The 17,037-nt window shown below is 58.2% G+C and carries 16 protein-coding genes and 1 riboswitch; of the genes, 11 read left to right on the top strand and 5 right to left on the bottom strand.

The window, feature by feature from the left end:
* Nucleotides 1-5: 5 nt before the first annotated feature.
* The 6 genes from GXM22_RS13005 to GXM22_RS12980 all read left to right on the top strand — a co-directional run bounded on the left by GXM22_RS13005 (nt 6) and on the right by GXM22_RS12980 (nt 4,476).
* A complete protein-coding gene (locus GXM22_RS13005; RefSeq protein WP_005935164.1) occupies nt 6-320 on the top strand; it encodes a hypothetical protein in 315 nt (104 codons plus the stop codon).
* Nucleotides 301-855 (top strand): signal peptidase I, encoded by a 555-nt coding sequence (gene lepB / locus GXM22_RS13000; RefSeq protein WP_005935166.1) that lies wholly within the window; start codon nt 301-303, stop codon nt 853-855. Before GXM22_RS13005 ends, lepB begins: the two co-directional genes overlap by 20 nt.
* Before the next feature lie 103 nt (nt 856-958).
* Nucleotides 959-2,119 (top strand): DUF7601 domain-containing protein, encoded by a 1,161-nt coding sequence (locus GXM22_RS12995; protein WP_005935167.1) that lies wholly within the window; start codon nt 959-961, stop codon nt 2,117-2,119.
* A gap of 234 nt (nt 2,120-2,353) precedes the next feature.
* On the top strand, nt 2,354-3,103 hold the full coding sequence (gene srtB, locus GXM22_RS12990) for a class B sortase (protein WP_242651694.1): 750 nt from the start codon (nt 2,354-2,356) through the stop codon (nt 3,101-3,103).
* Nucleotides 3,104-3,116: 13 nt separating this feature from the next.
* A complete protein-coding gene (locus tag GXM22_RS12985; RefSeq protein WP_005935171.1) occupies nt 3,117-3,896 on the top strand; it encodes a Spy0128 family protein in 780 nt (259 codons plus the stop codon).
* Complete coding sequence (locus tag GXM22_RS12980) at nt 3,889-4,476, top strand: sortase (RefSeq protein ID WP_005935173.1); 588 nt, start codon at nt 3,889-3,891, stop codon at nt 4,474-4,476. The genes GXM22_RS12985 and GXM22_RS12980 overlap by 8 nt, the downstream gene beginning before the upstream one ends.
* Nucleotides 4,477-4,651: 175 nt before the next feature.
* Here GXM22_RS12980 and GXM22_RS12975 read toward each other — a convergent pair whose 3' ends face one another.
* The 3 genes from GXM22_RS12975 to GXM22_RS12965 all read right to left on the bottom strand — a co-directional run bounded on the left by GXM22_RS12975 (nt 4,652) and on the right by GXM22_RS12965 (nt 7,298).
* Entirely contained in the window at nt 4,652-5,551 is a 900-nt protein-coding gene (locus GXM22_RS12975; protein ID WP_005935175.1) for a DegV family protein, read from the bottom strand.
* 42 nt (nt 5,552-5,593) lie between these two features.
* The gene (locus GXM22_RS12970) at nt 5,594-6,889 is read right to left on the bottom strand and encodes an adenylosuccinate synthase (protein ID WP_035394824.1); all 1,296 of its coding nucleotides are present in this window, start codon (nt 6,887-6,889) and stop codon (nt 5,594-5,596) included.
* Nucleotides 6,890-7,094: 205 nt separating this feature from the next.
* Nucleotides 7,095-7,298 carry a DUF896 domain-containing protein gene (locus tag GXM22_RS12965; protein ID WP_005935179.1) on the bottom strand — a complete coding sequence of 68 codons (204 nt, stop codon included), beginning with the start codon at nt 7,296-7,298 and terminating at the stop codon, nt 7,095-7,097.
* Nucleotides 7,299-7,420: 122 nt separating this feature from the next.
* Between GXM22_RS12965 and GXM22_RS12960 the strand changes: the two genes are divergently transcribed.
* The gene (locus GXM22_RS12960; RefSeq protein WP_005935181.1) at nt 7,421-8,041 is read left to right on the top strand and encodes an epoxyqueuosine reductase QueH; all 621 of its coding nucleotides are present in this window, start codon (nt 7,421-7,423) and stop codon (nt 8,039-8,041) included.
* Between the two features lie 70 nt (nt 8,042-8,111).
* Here the strand turns inward: GXM22_RS12960 and GXM22_RS12955 are convergent, their stop codons facing one another.
* On the bottom strand, nt 8,112-9,242 hold the full coding sequence (locus GXM22_RS12955) for an MFS transporter (RefSeq protein ID WP_005935182.1): 1,131 nt from the start codon (nt 9,240-9,242) through the stop codon (nt 8,112-8,114).
* Between the two features lie 264 nt (nt 9,243-9,506).
* Between GXM22_RS12955 and GXM22_RS12950 the strand changes: the two genes are divergently transcribed.
* The 3 genes from GXM22_RS12950 to GXM22_RS12940 are packed head-to-tail and all read left to right on the top strand — an operon-like array spanning nt 9,507 to nt 13,691.
* Complete coding sequence (locus GXM22_RS12950; protein WP_005935186.1) at nt 9,507-9,983, top strand: MarR family winged helix-turn-helix transcriptional regulator; 477 nt, start codon at nt 9,507-9,509, stop codon at nt 9,981-9,983.
* 34 nt (nt 9,984-10,017) lie between these two features.
* On the top strand, nt 10,018-11,769 hold the full coding sequence (locus tag GXM22_RS12945; RefSeq protein ID WP_005935188.1) for an ABC transporter ATP-binding protein: 1,752 nt from the start codon (nt 10,018-10,020) through the stop codon (nt 11,767-11,769).
* On the top strand, nt 11,769-13,691 hold the full coding sequence (locus GXM22_RS12940; protein WP_005935190.1) for an ABC transporter ATP-binding protein: 1,923 nt from the start codon (nt 11,769-11,771) through the stop codon (nt 13,689-13,691). The genes GXM22_RS12945 and GXM22_RS12940 overlap by 1 nt, the downstream gene beginning before the upstream one ends.
* A gap of 393 nt (nt 13,692-14,084) precedes the next feature.
* Here the strand turns inward: GXM22_RS12940 and GXM22_RS12935 are convergent, their stop codons facing one another.
* Complete coding sequence (locus tag GXM22_RS12935; protein WP_005935194.1) at nt 14,085-14,903, bottom strand: PfkB family carbohydrate kinase; 819 nt, start codon at nt 14,901-14,903, stop codon at nt 14,085-14,087.
* 294 nt (nt 14,904-15,197) lie between these two features.
* Here GXM22_RS12935 and GXM22_RS12930 point away from each other — a divergent pair, with 294 nt between their 5' ends.
* A complete protein-coding gene (locus GXM22_RS12930) occupies nt 15,198-16,745 on the top strand; it encodes an alkaline phosphatase (RefSeq protein ID WP_005935196.1) in 1,548 nt (515 codons plus the stop codon).
* Nucleotides 16,746-16,912: 167 nt separating this feature from the next.
* Nucleotides 16,913-17,009: riboswitch (THF riboswitch) on the top strand.
* The last annotated feature ends 28 nt before the right edge of the window (nt 17,010-17,037 follow it).

The raw sequence follows: 17,037 nt of genomic DNA, 5'->3' as shown, positions 1-17,037 counted from the left end.
ACCGCATGGCGAAGAAGAAAGCGCCCCAGCGGCTGGCCGGTGCAGAGGAAAGCTGTATCAGCCCGGAGCAGGAAGCGATCATCCAGTGGTTCCGGACGGTGAAATTCCGCAAGAACCTGCTGGGCGGCGTGGATGAAGCGTCAATGTGGAAGAAGCTGGAAGAGCTTTACGCCCTGTACGAAGCCGCCATCCGCGCCGAGCGCACCCGCTATAATGTGCTCTTGGAGCAGCAGACCGGAAGCCTGCCCTTGGATACCACCAAAGTTGACAGCTCTGACCCCCAAAAGGAGGCGCATTCCGATGCACCCGCTGGACAATGAAGCCCTGAAGCTGGGGGCACGGGCGGTGCGCCGCCGTAGGCTGGACGCTGAGAACCGGCAGGATTTTATCAGCCTGCTGGGCCGCGTTGTGGTGATCCTGCTGTGCGCCTGGGTGCTGTTCACGCAGGTGTTCCTGCTCACGCAGGCCAAGGGCAGCAGCATGTTCCCCGCGGTAAAGGATGGCGACCTGCTCATCTGCTACCGCCTGCAAAAAACCTACGCAAAAAACGACGTTGTGGTCTACACCCAGGGCGGCAAGCTCCGGGTGGGCCGCATCCTTGGGCGCGAGGGCGACCTTGTGGCTCTGGACGACAGCGGCACCCTTGTGGTGAACGGCGCGGTGCAGAGCGGCGAGATCCTCTACCCCACCTACGCAAAAGACGCGCTGGAGTACCCCTACACGGTGCCGGAAGGCTGCTTTTTTGTGCTGGGCGATTACCGCACACAATCCGAGGACAGCCGGGACTTTGGCCCGGTTCCGCTGGAGGATGTGCAAGCAAAAGTAATTACACTACTGCGGCGACGCAGTTTGTAATACCACGGAGGCCGGAAGAAGCTGCCGGCATCCTGCCTGTGAACCGCGGAGTTTGGGCCGTGGCACAGGAGTACGAACTATTTCTTACTAGGGAGGAATAACAATGAAACTGAAGAAATTCTTCGCGGGCGTTCTGGCTGCCGCCATGATGCTCACCGTCGGCGCAACCGCAGCGTTTGCAGAGGGGCCGGCTGCTATTACCCATAATCAGGCTTTGACTGCAACTAGCGAGATTCCCCTGTATAAAACCTATGAGGTAAAGAATGGTACTGCACCGGCAGAAACTTTTAGCTTCCAGGTGAAGTACTTGCAGGTTATTCGTCAGGACAAGGCAGCAACGGCTCCGTATAATAATGAGACTGTTATCAATCTGACGGGTAAAGAAACCGCATTTGGCTCGATGACCAAAGGTAGTGAGTCTAAGAGCTTTACTGTTACCCCGACTGAGTTGGGCCTGGGCAATCCTACTGGTACTGGCAAGTATCTGTACGAGATTTCTGAAAATGCAGGTCAGACTGTTGCGACTACCTATGCTGCTCCTGTTTACATGGCTGTGACTGTTGCGCATAAAGTTGATGCTGAAACCAATCAGATTAAGACTGGTGAGTATGAGTACTATGTCACCATGTTTAGCTCTAAAGAGGCTGCATTAAATGCGACGGGTGATAGCGCTACTGGTAAGGTTAACAATACTGAAGCTTTTACTAACACCTACGGTGATGGCAATCTGTATACCTTGACGCTGGATAAAACTGTTCAGGGCAGCTTTGGTGATCTGGGTGAGACCTTTACCTTTGTGATCGAGTTCACTGGTGATGCTAACAAGTATGCAAATGTTGTGGTTGAAACCAATCAGGGTACTATTAAGGACGCTGATGATAACGCTGTGACATCTCTGGCATTGAATACTCCTTATACTATTACTCTGGGCCATAAAAATAAGATTGTCTTTAACAACCTTCCCAAGGATATCAGCTATAAGATTTACGAGAAGAATACTACTGATGATAGCAAGAATGGCCAGTATACTGTTAGCGTTGCTGATACCACTATGCAAAATGTCACCATTGATGGAAAGACCGTTCTTGGTGTTACTGATAGCGTAAACAATGCAAATGTGACTGTTAGCTTTGTCAATACCCACGAAGGTACCCCCGACATGGGCGTTGTGCTGGACAATGCACCTTACATTGCAATGCTGGCCATCGTTGCCATTGGTGGTGTGGCCCTGATGCTGAACAAGCGCCGCCGCGACGAGGAGTAATTGCTTGCGGTAGATTAAACCCCACCGTCATCCCTTGCGGGATGCCACCGCCCCTAGTAGGGGCGGCCTTGGCAAAACCGTGAAGCTTTGCGCCATGCCAAGGGCCCCCCCTATTAGCGGGGGCTGGCACGCGAAGCGTGACTGGGGGGTTATCTCAGCACAAACCTAACGAATAACCACTTATTTGAATTTGTTTAACCGGAGGTGGGCTGTATCAACTGGCAGAGAAAAGCGTTGAGGGCAGCCGACTTTCTGGTGAGCACGGTGGTCGTGCTGTTCCTGGTGGTCGCCGGGGCGTATTCAGCCTATGCCCTGTGGGACAACTCGCAGGTGTACGCCGCCGCAGACAATGTTCAGGCAGAGCTTTTGCAGTTCAAGCCCAAGGCGGGCGCGGATAACGGCGCGAGCTTTGAGGAGCTGCTGGGCATCAACCCGGATGTCTGCGCGTGGGTCACACTGGACAACACCGCCATCGACTACCCTGTGGTACAGGGCGAGGACAACTTTACCTATGTGAACACCGATGTCTACGGTGATTTCTCGCTGGCAGGCAGCATCTTTCTGGATGTGAACTGCGACAAGAACTTCACCGACCCTTACTCTCTGCTGTATGGTCACCACATGGAAGAGAGCAAGATGTTCGGTGATCTGGATCTGTACAAGGACGCAGAGTTCTTTGCAGAGAACACCACCGGTGAGCTGATCCTGCCCGACCGCACCTATGATCTTAAAACCTTTGCATGTCTGCTGGTTCCAGCGTCTGAGAATGCAATCTTCGATCCCCAGCGCTGGGACAGCGACTTGCAGGGATTGTACACCTTTGCGCAGGAGAACGCCCTGAACCTGAACACCGAAACGCTGGCCGCCATGAAAGCGGCGGGCGATGACGCTCAGGTGCTGGCGCTGTCCACCTGTTCAACGGAGTTTACCGATGCACGCACCATTCTTCTGGCGTGGATGATCCCGTCCGCGTCGGATTCATAAAGGAGAGGATGAAATGAGGTTCCGTAAAATTGCGGCAGCACTCCTGACGCTTGCGTTGGGGTTCTGCCTGTGTCAGCCGGCGGCATTTGCGGCCACCGCGGCTGACCAGCATACACAGCTGCAGGAGCTTCCGGTTTCCATTCAGTCCACGGGGGAAACACCTCTCCCAAAGGAAACACTGACTGTGGAACTTGAGGCTGTGGACAATGCGCCCCTGCCCGAGGTGACCACTCTGGAGATCACCGACGGCGAGACCGGCAGCTTTGGCCCCATCAGCTACACCAAGCCCGGCTATTACGTTTACACCGTGCGCCAGCGCGCCGGTGTCAACACCCGCGGCACCTACGATGAAACCGTGTACTATCTGCGCGTTTCCGTGGTGTGGGACAACGACAAGCTGGTGGCCCGGATGGCCGTGCACACACAGGCCGACCTGATGGACGAAAAGGTGAGCAGCATCACCTTCAACAACAGATACAAGGCCATCGAGACCCCGTACTACCCGGACCCGTATGACCCTGATCCTGTCACCCCGCCCACCCCTTCCACGCCGGAGAACCCGGCCCCGGCAGATGCCCGCCCGACCGTGACTGAAACCACCACCCCTAGTGCACCGGAGCCCACCGCCCCGGCCAGCGTGGTGGCGGATGCCCGCCCGGCCGAAGGCCCCAAACTGATCCAGACCGGTCAGCTGAACTGGCCCATACCTGTTCTGACGGCAAGCGGTCTGGTGCTGGTGGCCGTGGGTGCCTACCTGATGGAGCGCAGCAAGAAACGTGAAAAGAATGCGTAAAGTATCCCCCGGGCTTGTCTGCATCGTGCTGGGTGTGGTGCTCCTGCTGGCGGCTGGCGGCCTGTACGCCTACAACCGCTGCGAGGATGCCCACGCCGGTGCCGAGGCTCAGACCGTGGTGGCCGACCTTCAGCAGAAGGTGGAGACCCCGGAACCGGAGGCAGAGAGCGGCCCCTTGGACCCCGAGCTCCCGGTGGTGGAGATCGACGGCAATGAATATGTGGGTGAGATCTCCATTCCCGCCATCGGCATTGATCTGCCGGTGATGAGCGAGTGGAGCTACCCCCGCCTGAAGATCGCCCCCTGCCGCCAGTTCGGCTCTTCCCGCACCGATGATCTGGTCATTGCGGCGCACAACTACGAGAGCCATTTCGGCAAGCTGACCTCCCTCACAGCGGGGGACAGCGTCACCTTCACCGATATGGACGGCATCGTGAATGAGTACGTCGTGAACAAGGTCGAAGTGCTTGACCCCCACAGTGTGGAGGAAGTGGAACACAGCGGCTACGCCCTGGTGCTGTACACCTGCACCTACGGCGGCAAGACCCGTGTCACCGTCTTCTGTGATCGTGCATCGTAAAAATCAAGGCTGAAAAACAAAAAGAAGCCCCGACATTCGTCGGGGCTTCTTTTTTACTATGTGGGAACTCCCTCCGTCATTGCTGACGCAATGCCACCTCCCTCTCAGAGAGAGGCTTTTCGCTGCCGTAAGGCTCCCTCCTAGAGGGAGCTGTCGCCGGAGGCGACTGAGGGAGTTACTGTTTTTTCCACCGCCGCATCACGCCCATGCCCAACGCATAGGGGCCGGTGTGCACGGCAATGGTGCAGCCGATCTGCAGCAAGACCACATTGCACTCGCAGGTGGGGTACTTGGCGCGCAGGGCGGCGCGGGTCTGCATCCAGAGCCGCTTGCCCTCGTCGGCATCGTAGCCGTAGCCCACTGTGATGCAGTAGTCGTCGGGCGTGCCGTTGTGTTCGGCCAGATAGGTCATCAGCAGGTCGAGGGCCTTCTCAAAGCTCTTCTGGCGGCCGCGGGCCACACCAGCGGAGAAGATCTCGCCCTCCTTGAACAGGATCATGGGCTTGATGCCCAGAATGTTGGCGGCACGGCCCGTGACTTTGCCGATGCGCCCGCCCTTGATGAGGTAGTCCAGATTACCCACCGTGAAGAAGATCTGGTTGGTGATCTTTTCCGCTTCCAGCCAGGTCACGGCTTCGTCCAGCGTACAGCCTGCATCCCGCATGGCCACCGCGTTTTCCACCACGATGGATTCGGTCACGGTGGCGGCGGTGCTGTCAATGACCTCGATCTTAGCATCGGGGAAATCCTCCAGCACCAGCTCCCGGGCGTTGCGGGCACTGCCCACGCAGCCGCTCATCTTGCTGGTAAAGCAGATGCAGAGCACCGGGCGACCCGCCTCGGCATGGGCCCGGAAGGCGGTCTCAAAATCCTCCAGAGAAGGCAGGCTGGTCTTGGGGTAGGCCGAGGGGTTATCTACCATGAACTGGTAGAAATCGCGCACGGCGATCTCCTTGCCTTCCTTGCGGTAGTGCTCACCGTCCAGCGAGACATAGAAGGGGATGATCTCAATATTCAGTGTTGCGGCCGTCTCAGGGGTCAGGTCACAGGCGCTGTCCGTGATGATATCAAACATAGTCACGCTTCCTTTTCAATGCGGCGGGTTCTGTGGCGCGGATCAGACGTTGTGGTGGATGTAAGCCTCACGCTCGGCACCCACGGAGATGTAGGTGATCTTGCAGCCAATAGCCTTTTCCAGATACTCAACGTAATCGCGGGCTTCCTGGGGCAGATCCTCCCACTTGCGGGCGGCAGTGATATCGCAGTGCCAGCCGGGCAGATATTCCACCACGGGCTGTGCGGTGTCCAGAGCCATGCCCATGGGGAAGCGCTTGGTGATGGTGCCGTCGGTCAGCTTGTAGCCGGTGACCATGGGAATCTTCTCCATGTAGTCCAGCACGTCCAGCAGGGTCAGGGCAACCTCATCGCAGCCCTGGCAGAACACGCCGTAGTGGCTTGCCACCAGGTCGATGGGGCCAACGCGGCGGGGACGGCCGGTGGCTGCACCGTACTCGTGGCCAGCCTCACGCAGGGCGTGCTTCTCTTCCTCGGTCATGGCCAGCTCAGTGACAAAGGGGCCGTCGCCCACGCAGGAGGAGTAAGCCTTCATCACGCCGATGCTGTTGGTCAGCTTATGGCCCGGGATGCCTGCGCCGATGGGGGCGTAAGCGCCGATAACGTTGGAGGAGGTGGTGTAGGGGTAGATGCCGAAGTCGATGTCGCGCAGAGCGCCCAGCTGGGCCTCGAACAGCACCTTCTTGCCGGCGGCATCTGCGTCAGCCAGATACTGGCCCGCGTCGCAGATGTAATCCTTGAAGATGGCGGCATACTTCTCCAGCCATGCCCACATCTCGTCCACGCTGATGGGAGCGGAGTGGTAGCTGCCCTCCATCACCAGGTTCTTGGAATCCACCATGGTCACCAGGCGCTTCTTCACGCTGTCGTCCAGGTGGAGCAGGTCGCCCATGCGCAGGGTCTTCTTCATGTACTTGTCACCGTAAGTGTAGGCGATGCCGCGCTTGGTGGAGCCGAACTGTGCGCCGGTCTTGGCCAGGCGGGCCTCTTCCAGGCCGTCCTGATCGACATGGTAGGGCATGGTGATGGTGGCCCGGTCGGAGATCTTCAGGTTATCGGGGGTGATGGAAATGCCATGCTCCCGCAGATTGTTGATCTCGCCGTCCAGATGATGCGGGTCGATGACCATACCGTTGCCCATCACGCAGACAACGTTGGGGCGCAGGATGCCGGAGGGCAGCAGGTTCAGCACGAACTTGCCGCGCTCGTTCTTCACGGTGTGGCCTGCGTTGTTGCCGCCCTGATACCGTGCAACGATGTCATAATCCTGGCTGATCAGATCGACCATGCGGCCCTTGCCCTCATCGCCCCAGTTGATACCCGTAATTGCAGTAAGCATAATAAATGACCTCTTTATCATTTTTTCAAAAGACAGCCTTTTCCGTGCACCTTGCCCGGGATACGCCACCTTGGGAATCTGTACCGCCCGCGGAAATGTCCGCAACAATACAATTATAGTATAGCACGAAACGCGGAACAAAAAAAGAGGGAAGAAATACTTTTCTCTCAATTATCCGCCAGGCGCTCCTCTTCGTGATGCTGCTTTAGTTCTTCTTCCCCAGCTTGTGCACAGTGCCATCCGGCTCTTTGATCGAGGTGTTGTTCAGCTGGGCGCGCAGGCTGGCCTTTACGTCCGCAACATACTCCTGCCGCAGGGCCTGCTGCTCTGCCTTTTCGGCATCGGTCAGGCCGGTGGTCTTGCTCTTTTTTGCCAGCTCGTTGATGCGGGCGATCTTCTCGTTTGTCATCGCAGTTCTCCTATTAGATAAAATGTGATATAATATGACCGGGATGCCCCTTCCGGCAGCTGTGGCTCTTTTGGCGAGGCAGCAGGAGGGAGCTATTTGAATCAAAGCAAGTATAACAAAGGATGAAACCGATGTCAAAACAGTTGAATTTTGCACAGCAGATGGACGAAGTGTTGAAAACGCTGGGGTCGCAGCGGCCAAAGCTGCTGCTCCATGCCTGCTGCGGGCCCTGTTCCAGCGCCGTGCTGGAAAAGCTGTGCCGGTATTTTGAGATCACGGTGCTTTACTATAACCCCAACACCTGGCCTGCCGAAGAATACTACCGCCGGGGCGAGGAGCTGAAAAAGTTCGTGGCGCAGGCGCACCCGCTGGGGGTCACGGTCATCGAGGACCACTACGACCCGCAGGAGTTCTATACGGCTGTGCAGGGGCTGGAAAATGAGCCGGAGCGGGGCGGGCGGTGCACCGTCTGCTACCGTTTGCGGATGCGCCGGGCGGCACAGTACGCAAAGGAGCACGGCTTTGATTGGTTCACCACCACGCTCTCCATCAGCCCCCACAAGGATGCTGCCCGCATCAATCAAATCGGACAGGAGCTTGAAGCCGAATTCGGCATCAGGCACCTGCCCTCGGATTTCAAAAAGCAGAACGGCTACCTGCGCTCCCTCCAGCTTTCGGAGGAGTACGGGCTTTACCGTCAGGATTACTGTGGGTGTGAGTTCAGCGCAAAGGCGAGGGGGTGAACCGCTCAGTCGCCTGCTGCTTGCCTCTCCTGCCAGGAGAGGTGGCATTGCGAAGCAATGACGGAGAGGTTTACTCCTCACGCATTCTGGACACCAGAATTGCAAAGACGATCAGCCCTACGCAGGGCACGATGTTGGTTGCCATACCAACAGCAAGACCGGCGCTTTCAGCTACCTTGCCGATGACCCAGGGCATCAGGATCGCGCCGCTGGATGCCACCGGCAGCATGATGCCCATGCTGGTCACGGTGGTCATTTTACCGGCGCTGGCCACGGCGGTGGGGTTCATACCGGCCATGGAGAAGGCAAAGGCGAACAGCAGCAGGATGGCAGGCAGTTGGCTGTGGGTCTGCATCATGGCAAAGTAGAAGGCAGTGCAGAAAACAGCCATAAACACCATGGCCTTGCGGGGCTGTTGGAGCGGGAACACAAAGGCGATGAGCAGGCGGCCGATCAGGGTGGCACCCCACATCACGGTGACGGTATAGGCCGCCAGCGTGCCTGCAATGATGCCGCTGTCCTTGAAGTAGGTGACCATCCAGCCCACAACGCTCTGCTCGGCGGCGTTCTGGCAGAACAGCAGGCCGGTGAGCAGCCAGAAGCGGGAGGAGCGCAAAAAGTTCCAATCGGTGACAGCTTCTTTGGCCTTGGCGCGGCCTGCCATGGGGGTGAACAGGTATACCAGCCAGAGCACCAGACCCAGCGCCGCCAGTGCCAGCACGGCCAGCGTGGTGCTGACCCTGGCCGCGGCAGAGATCAGAAAGGGGCAGAGCAGGGCACCGCAGGCGTAGCAGGCGTGCATGGTGTTCATGCCCCGGGTGCGGTCTGCAGAGTTGCCGCTGACAAGGATGGTGCAGGTGTTCAGGACACTGCCCTTGGCAATGCCTACAATGAAGAAGGCCAGCGCCAGCAGAATGGGCAGGCCGGTCAGGCCCATCAGGCCGTAGCCCACCGCATAGCCGATGGTCAGCAGCAGGACGCTTGGCTTCATGCCCATTTTTCCCACCAGCGCACCGGCCAGCAGGCCCGCCAGCAGGTTGCCGATGCTCAGCAGGCTGAGCAGGGTGCCGGTCATGCCGTAGGCAAAGCCGTATTCTTCCTGCAGCAGGCTGACCACCACACCGCTGGAAATGGTGCAGATGCCGCTGAAAAAGAAGGTGACGAAGCCCGCGTTCCGCAGGCGGGTGTTCCGTTGTTCCATAGGGTTCTCCTTGCAGTATTCGGGGGCGCAGTGCCCGTAGTTGCTTTTATTAAAGCATATTCTGGTCAGAAAGCAAGGGATGTTGAGCCAACAGAAGCAAAATCAGCGCCCAGTGGAAGCGCCCTGCCGTTCGGTGGGGCGCTTCTGAATTTTATTTTGCGTCTCCTATTGACAATGATCGAATCGTGCGTTATGATATTGTACGGCATCAAACAGTTCTAAAGAAAACAGTCCTGTCACAAACAATTCAAAAGGGAAACCATTATGCACGATGAAAGCACCAAGCAACCCTGCTGCAACCCCCCATGGGAGCCACCGCAGGTCATCCCGGCACAGGTGCGCCGGGTGAACAACCTGATCTTCCGCAAGATCAACCAGTTCCATCGGGAGAACAACGTGGACAACGTGACCCCCATGCACGACTGGATCATGAGCTACCTCTACTGGCACAAGAACGACCCCGTGTACCAGCGCGATATCGAACGGGAGTTCTCCATCACACGCTCGACCGTGACGAACATCCTGCAGCTGATGGAGCGCAAGGGCTACATCGAACGCCAGAGCGTGCCGCAGGATGCCCGGCTCAAACGGCTGATCCTGACGGAAGAGGGGGTGCGCGTCCATGAAAAGACGATGCTCTCCCTGCACCAGACCGATGAGTTTGTGGCCGGATTGCTGACGGAAGAGGAAAACGCAGAGCTTCTGCGGTTACTGAACAAGCTGCGCAAGGGGCTGGAATGACCCCTGCAAATAAACTTCAGGAGGATTACAACAGATGATCAAAAAACTTGTGTCACATCTGGGCGAGTACAAGCGCGCCGCGATCCTGACACCGATCTTCTCTGCTCTGGAAGCCATCATGGATGTGCTGCTGCCCACCATCATGGCCGTGATCATTGACCAGGGCATTGAAAAGGGCGATATGAACGCCGTTATCAAGTACGGCCTGCTCACCTTCCTGGTGGCGGCCATTGCCCTGCTGCTGGGCGTGCTGGCCGGCAGGTTTGCTGCCACGGCATCCACCGGCTTTGCAGGCAACCTGCGCGATGCGATGTATGAGAACATCCAGCATTTCTCGTTCTCCAACATCGACAAGTATTCCACGGCCGGTCTGGTCACCCGTATGACCACCGACGTGACCAACCTGCAGAACGCGTTCCAGATGATCGAGCGCATGTGCGTGCGTGCCCCCGTCCATCTGGTTTTCGCGCTCATCATGGCCTCCATGATCAGCCGCTCGCTGACCATGGTGTTCCTGGTGGCGATCGTGTTCCTGGTGGCAGTGCTGGCAGGCATTATGGTTCCCACCTTCGGCATCTTTGACAAGGTGTTCAAGAACTACGATAACCTGAACGCCTCCGTGCAGGAGAATGTCTCGGCCATCCGCGTGGTCAAGAGCTTTGTCCGGGAGCACTTTGAGAACGAGAAGTACACCAAGGCCTGCGAGAGCCTGTACAAGCAGTTCGTCCACGCCGAGAGCCGTCTGAGCTTCAACAATCCCGCCATGCTGGTCTCTGTGTACGGCTGCAACATCGCCCTGAGCTGGTTCGGCGCACATTATGTCCTGAATGGTGCGATCACCACCGGCCAGCTGAACGCCCTGTTCGGTTACATTATGAACATCCTGATGGCCCTGATGATGCTGAGCATGGCCTTTGTGATGATCGCTATGTCCGCCGCTTCTGCCCGCCGTATCGTGGAAGTGCTGGACGAGACCACTGACCTGCCCCCGGCAAAGCAGCCGGTGCAGCAGGTGGCAGACGGCAGCATTGAGTTTGACCACGTTACCTTTAAGTATAAGCACGGCTCCGGCCAGCCTGTCCTGAACGATGTCACCTTCAGCATCCGGCCGGGCGAGACGCTGGGCATCATCGGCGGCACCGGCAGTGCAAAATCCAGTCTGGTGCAGCTGATCCCCCGCCTGTATGATGCCGAGACCGGCTCTGTCAAGGTGGGCGGCGTGGACGTTAAGGATTACAGCCTGGATGTCCTCCGCCGGGAAGTCTCCATGGTGCTGCAGAAGAACGTTCTGTTCAGCGGCACCATCCTCGACAACCTGCGCTGGGGCGATGAGAACGCCAGCGAGGAAGAGTGCATCCGGGTGGCCAAGCTGGCCTGCGCCGATGAGTTCATCGAGCGCTTCCCCGACAAGTACAATACCTGGATCGAGCAGGGCGGCTCCAACGTGTCCGGCGGCCAGAAGCAGCGCCTGACCATTGCCCGCGCGCTGCTGCGCAAGCCCAAGGTGCTGATCCTGGACGACAGCACCAGCGCCGTGGATACCGCCACCGATGCCAAGATCCGCAAGGCCTTCCGGGAGGAGATCCCCGGTACCACCAAGATCATCATTGCACAGCGCATCTCCTCCGTGCAGGATGCAGACCGCATCCTGGTGCTGGACAACGGCCAGATCAACGGCCTGGGCACCCACGAGGAGCTGCTCAAGACAAACAAGATCTATCAGGAAGTTTACAACAGCCAGACCCAGGGCGGCGGCGATTTTGACAAGCAGGGAGGTGAGCAGTAATGGCACAGGTGAAAGAAGTAAAGGGCCCCGGCCCCCGTAGGATGGGCGGCCCCAAGCCGAAGGTCGAGAACCCGGGCAAGCTGCTCAAGCGGATCATGGATGAGGTGTTCAAGCACTATCTGCCCCACTGCATCCTTGTGCTGGTCTGCATCATCGTCAGCGCGCTGGCAAATGTGCAGGCAAGCCTTTTCCTCAAGACCCTGATCGATGATTACATCGTCCCCATGACCAAGCAGGCCACGCCGGACTTCAGCCCGCTGGCAGGCGCACTGGTGCGCATCGGCTGCATCTATGCCATCGGCGTGCTGGCCGCATGGCTCAACGCCCGTATCATGGTCAACGTGACCCAGGGTACCCTGCGCAACCTGCGCGTCCAGCTTTTCACCCACATGGAAAGCCTGCCCATCCGGTATTTTGACTCCCACCCCCACGGCGACATCATGTCGGTGTACACCAACGATGTGGACACCCTGCGCCAGATGATCAGCCAGAGCATCCCCCAGCTGGTGTCCAGCGCCATCACCATCGTGTCCGTGTTCACCAGCATGTGCCTGATGAGCTGGCAGCTCACCGTTGTCACCATGCTGATGGTGACCCTGATGCTGTTCTGCTCCAAGAAGATCACTTCCATGAGCGGCAAGTACTTTGTGGCCCAGCAGAAGGATCTGGGTAAGGTGAACGGCTACATCGAAGAGATGATGGAGGGCCAGAAGGTCGTCAAGGTGTTCACCCACGAGCAGAAGGCTCTGGATGGCTTCCGGCAGCTGAACGATAAGCTGAAGGAAAGCGCCAAGCAGGCCAACAACTACGCCAACATCATCATGCCCGTTACCGCACAGCTGGGCAATATCAGCTATGCAGTCTGTGCTCTGGCGGGCGCAGCCATGGCCGTTGGCAATGTCGGCGGCATGACCCTGGGTACCGTGATGGCCTTCCTGAGCCTGAACAAGGGCTTCAATATGCCCATCAGCCAGGTGTCCATGCAGGCCAACAGCGTGATCATGGCACTGGCCGGTGCGGAGCGTATCTTCAAGATGATGGACGAGACCAGCGAGGCCGACGAGGGCTATGTCACCCTGGTCAACGTCAAGTATGGCAAGGATGACGAGCTGGTGGAGACCACCGAGCGCACCGGCATCTGGGCCTGGAAGCATCCCCACCACGACGGCACCACCACCTACCACAAGCTGGCGGGCGACATCACCTTTACCGATGTCGATTTTGGCTATGTGCCGGAAAAGACTGTTCTGCACGGGATCAACCTCTATGGCCGCCCGGGCCAGAAGATCGCCTTTGTCGGCTCCACCGGTGCCGGCAAAACGACCATCACCAACCTGATCAACCGCTTCTACGATATCGCAGACGGCAAGATCCGGTATGATGGCATCAACATCCGCAAGATCAAAAAGGACGATCTGCGCCGCTCTCTGGGCATCGTTCTGCAGGATACCCACCTGTTCACCGGCACGGTCATGGAGAACATCCGCTATGGCCGTCTGGATGCCACCGATGAGGAGTGCATTGCCGCCGCAAAGCTGGCCAATGCCGATGGCTTTGTCAAGCGTCTGCCCGATGGCTACAACACCATGCTGACCAACGACGGCGCAAACCTGTCGCAGGGCCAGCGCCAGCTGTTGGCCATTGCCCGCGCCGCAGTTGCCGATCCCCCGGTGCTGATCCTGGACGAGGCGACCTCCTCCATTGATACCCGCACCGAGGCGCTGGTCCAGCGGGGCATGGACGGCCTGATGTATGGCCGCACCAGCTTTGTCATTGCCCACCGCCTGTCTACCGTCCGCAATGCAGACTGCATCGTGGTTCTGGAGCAGGGCCGCATCATCGAGCGCGGTAGCCACGACGAGCTGATCGCCAAGAAGGGCAAGTACTACCAGCTCTACACCGGTAATCTGGCCGAAAATTAAAGAAAAGTCGTAAAAAACGGAGCCGCTGTACAAAATGATGTGCAGCGGCTCCGTTTATTTTCAATTTGTTCAAATTCCTCACAAAGAAACTCCATTTTTATCCTGTACAATAAGGGTGCAGTCAGGGAGGAACAGAAAAACATCCTCCCAAGATGCCATGCAGGCAATGAAAACCGCGCATCTCCGGCAGAAACCGGGCGGCGCGGCCCCTTTAAAAAACACTGTCCCCTGCTGATGCGAGGCAATAGCCAAGGCAGCGGACAGACTACCAACCATCTCCTGACAGCCGCAAATGTTTGGGAGTTCTCATACACAGCCAGCGCCGCTTTCTCCTCCTTTCCACGGCGCTGGCTGTTTTTGTTTGGCTTCCGCCGCCATCTCAGCGGCAGGTGGCTATCCGATCAGCGCGTTCAGCTCAGATTCCTTTAATCTGGGCAGAGAGGAGACAGGGAGCATCATTTTCTCCATCCGATACAAGACCAGAGCGGGGCTCTGGTCTTTTTTTGCGGCAGAAGCCATAACACTGCGTGTAAAGGCGAGAATCCTGTCCTTTTTGTAGAAAAAGATCAGCTGCACATGGCCGGTGAACAGGGCAAACAGGGCTGTGCGCAGCTCCCGGGAGCCGAAGAGGAGGAGCAGGTCGCTCTCCTCTAAAAAGAGAACGTCTGCCCGGTCAAGAAACTGCAGGGCGGTCTGGCACAGGGCCTCCCGCTGCGGCCAGTAGGGCGCGGCCTGCGCCAGCCGGGGAAGATAGCAGCAGAGCGCCCCGGCATCCCGGGCGGCGGCAAGGGCTTCGAGGTGGGCCAGCCGCAGGGGGCTGTCCACCAGCCCGGCGGAGGAAAAGCAGAAGGCAGAGGCTCCCCGGAACGGGGCGGCCTCCAGCTGTTCCGGCCCAAGGGCCAGCCCGGCGGTGTGGGCACGGTAGGGCAGAGCGGTGTCCTCTCCGGTGAACACCACCGGTGTGGGGAAGGCATCCGTGAAGCAGAGCAGGGAGCAATCCACACCATCCCGGGCAAGCTGGGCCGCCAGCTTGCGGCCAAAGGGGTCGGCTCCCAGCTGGGCCAGCAGAGCCGCCTGCCCGCCCAATGCGGCGTACTGGCGGCAGAAGCCTGCACCCCAGCCGCCGGTCTGCGCCCGGAATGTCTCCGTCAGTTCCGGAGCCGTGGCGGCGTTCAGCTCCAGCCAGACTTCGCCCAGACACAAAACGGACATGTGCACCCCTCCCTCCGCAAATAAAAATCGGGTTACAGTATACACGATTTGCCCACCGGATGCAACCGATCCGGGGCGAATCCTGACGGAATAAAAGTGCCTGCGGGCAGGAACAATCCGATTTTACAAAGACCACCTGTTTTTTACCAATTCCTGTTTTTCATTGCCCAAGGTTTACCTAAGATTTGCCTTACCATGGTTTCCCCTCTTTCTCCGAACGGGTACAATAGAACCGTTCCCAAGATACATTGCAACAGGGCCCGGGAGGGCTCAGGATAAGAGAGGAATTATCGTATGAAAGAACATAAAATGTCCCGCCGCAACTTCCTGAAAGTGGGTGCTGTGGCATCTGCCGCCGGTCTGATGACTGCTGCCCCTGTGGCTGCAAACGCTGCCGCTCCGGCCGCTTCCACCGCAGCTGACGAGGAGAACTGCTTTGGCCTGTTCCAGAAGAAGCCCAAGTACATCTTCCTGTTCATCGGCGATGGCATGGGCACTGCCCAGATCCAGTCTGCCCGGTTCTATCAGGGCACTGTCACCAACAACGGTGCCATCACCGAGGCAGAGCTGAGCTTTACCCAGTTCCCGGAGGTGGGCAGCGTGACCACCTACGACAGCACCTCCTTCTGCCCGGACTCCGCTTCCACCGCCACCTCCATCGCTTCCGGCAAAAAGACCGAGAGCGGTGTCATCAATATGTGCCCCTGGACCCGTGATGTGCCCTATGAGACCATTGCGGAGAAGCTCCATAAGCAGAAGGGCTACAAGGTTGGCATTGTTTCCACGGTGAATATTGACCACGCTACCCCTGCTGCCTTCTATGCACACCAGAAGACCCGCAAGAACTACTATCAGATCGGCGTGGAGCTGGCAAACTCCGGCTTTGAGTATTTCGCAGGCGGCGAGTTCCAGAAGGTGAACGGCGATGGCACCGACCCCAACAACCACGAGGTGGCTGCACAGGCTGGTTACCATGTTGTCACCACCCAGGCCGGTGCTGCTGCCCTGAAGGCCGGGGCCGGCAAGACCCTGATCATTGCCGAGAACCTGGCCGACGGCAAGTCCATGAACTACGCCATGGATGCTGCTCCGGGAGAGTGGCAGCTGACCGACTATGTCCGCAAGGGCATTGAGCTGCTGGACAACAGCAACGGCTTCTTTATGATGGTGGAGTCCGGCAAGATCGACTGGGCCTGCCACGCCAACGATGCCGCTGCCTCCATCCATGATGTGATCGAGATGCACAACGCAGTGCAGGCCGCTGTGGAGTTTTATGCCCAGCACCCCGACGACACCCTGATCCTGGTGACCGCTGACCACGAGACCGGTGGTCTGGGCATTGGCTACAAGACCACCAACTACGATACCTTCCTGACCAACCTGGCCCACCAGAAGATGTCCTACGCAAAGTTCGATTCCACCTATGTGAACAACTACGTGAAGAATCAGACTCCTTTTGAGACCGCTATGCAGGACGTGAAGGCAAACTTCGGCCTGACCCTGCCCACCGACCCCGATGCCGCCAGCGCAGGCAAGCTGCTGCTGACCGACTACGAGGTGGAGAACCTGCGCACCGCTTACGAGCGCACCCTCAAGGTCGGCTCTTCCAGCCAGAGCAAGATGAGCCAGCAGGATTACGAGCTGTATGGCACCTACATCCCCTTCAGCATGGCCATCTGCCACACCATCAACCACAAGTCCGGTGTGGACCACACCACCTACGCCCACACCGGTGCCATGGTGAACCTCTACGCCCGTGGTCAGGGGGCAGACAAGTTCCGCGGCGTGTATGACAACACCGAGATCTTCCACAAGCTGGCTGAGCTGACCGATGTGCAGTAATTGACCAGACCTTTTGTACCCCAAAGCCCTCCGGGACGAGACGCACCGGAGGGCTTTTTGTGTAGGCCGGAATTGTGCACCCCGCCAAAAATCTGCCCCGCGAATTGGGAAAGATGATGGGAGTTGTGGTTGCAATGGGCCGGAAAAAGGCATATAATAAGACCATCAACAGAGTAAGGCCATGCGCGTTAAGTGCCGCATCAACGGGGAGTTGTGCTGCGGACGAAGGTAAGACCCGCGGTGCATGGCCTGCATCCCGCTGCTGCATGGACTTGGGTGCAGATGGGGCCGT

This window comes from Faecalibacterium duncaniae (assembly GCF_010509575.1).
GTDB classification, from domain to species: Bacteria; Bacillota; Clostridia; order Oscillospirales; family Ruminococcaceae; genus Faecalibacterium; species Faecalibacterium duncaniae.
This window is presented reverse-complemented; position numbering and strand designations above follow the sequence as displayed.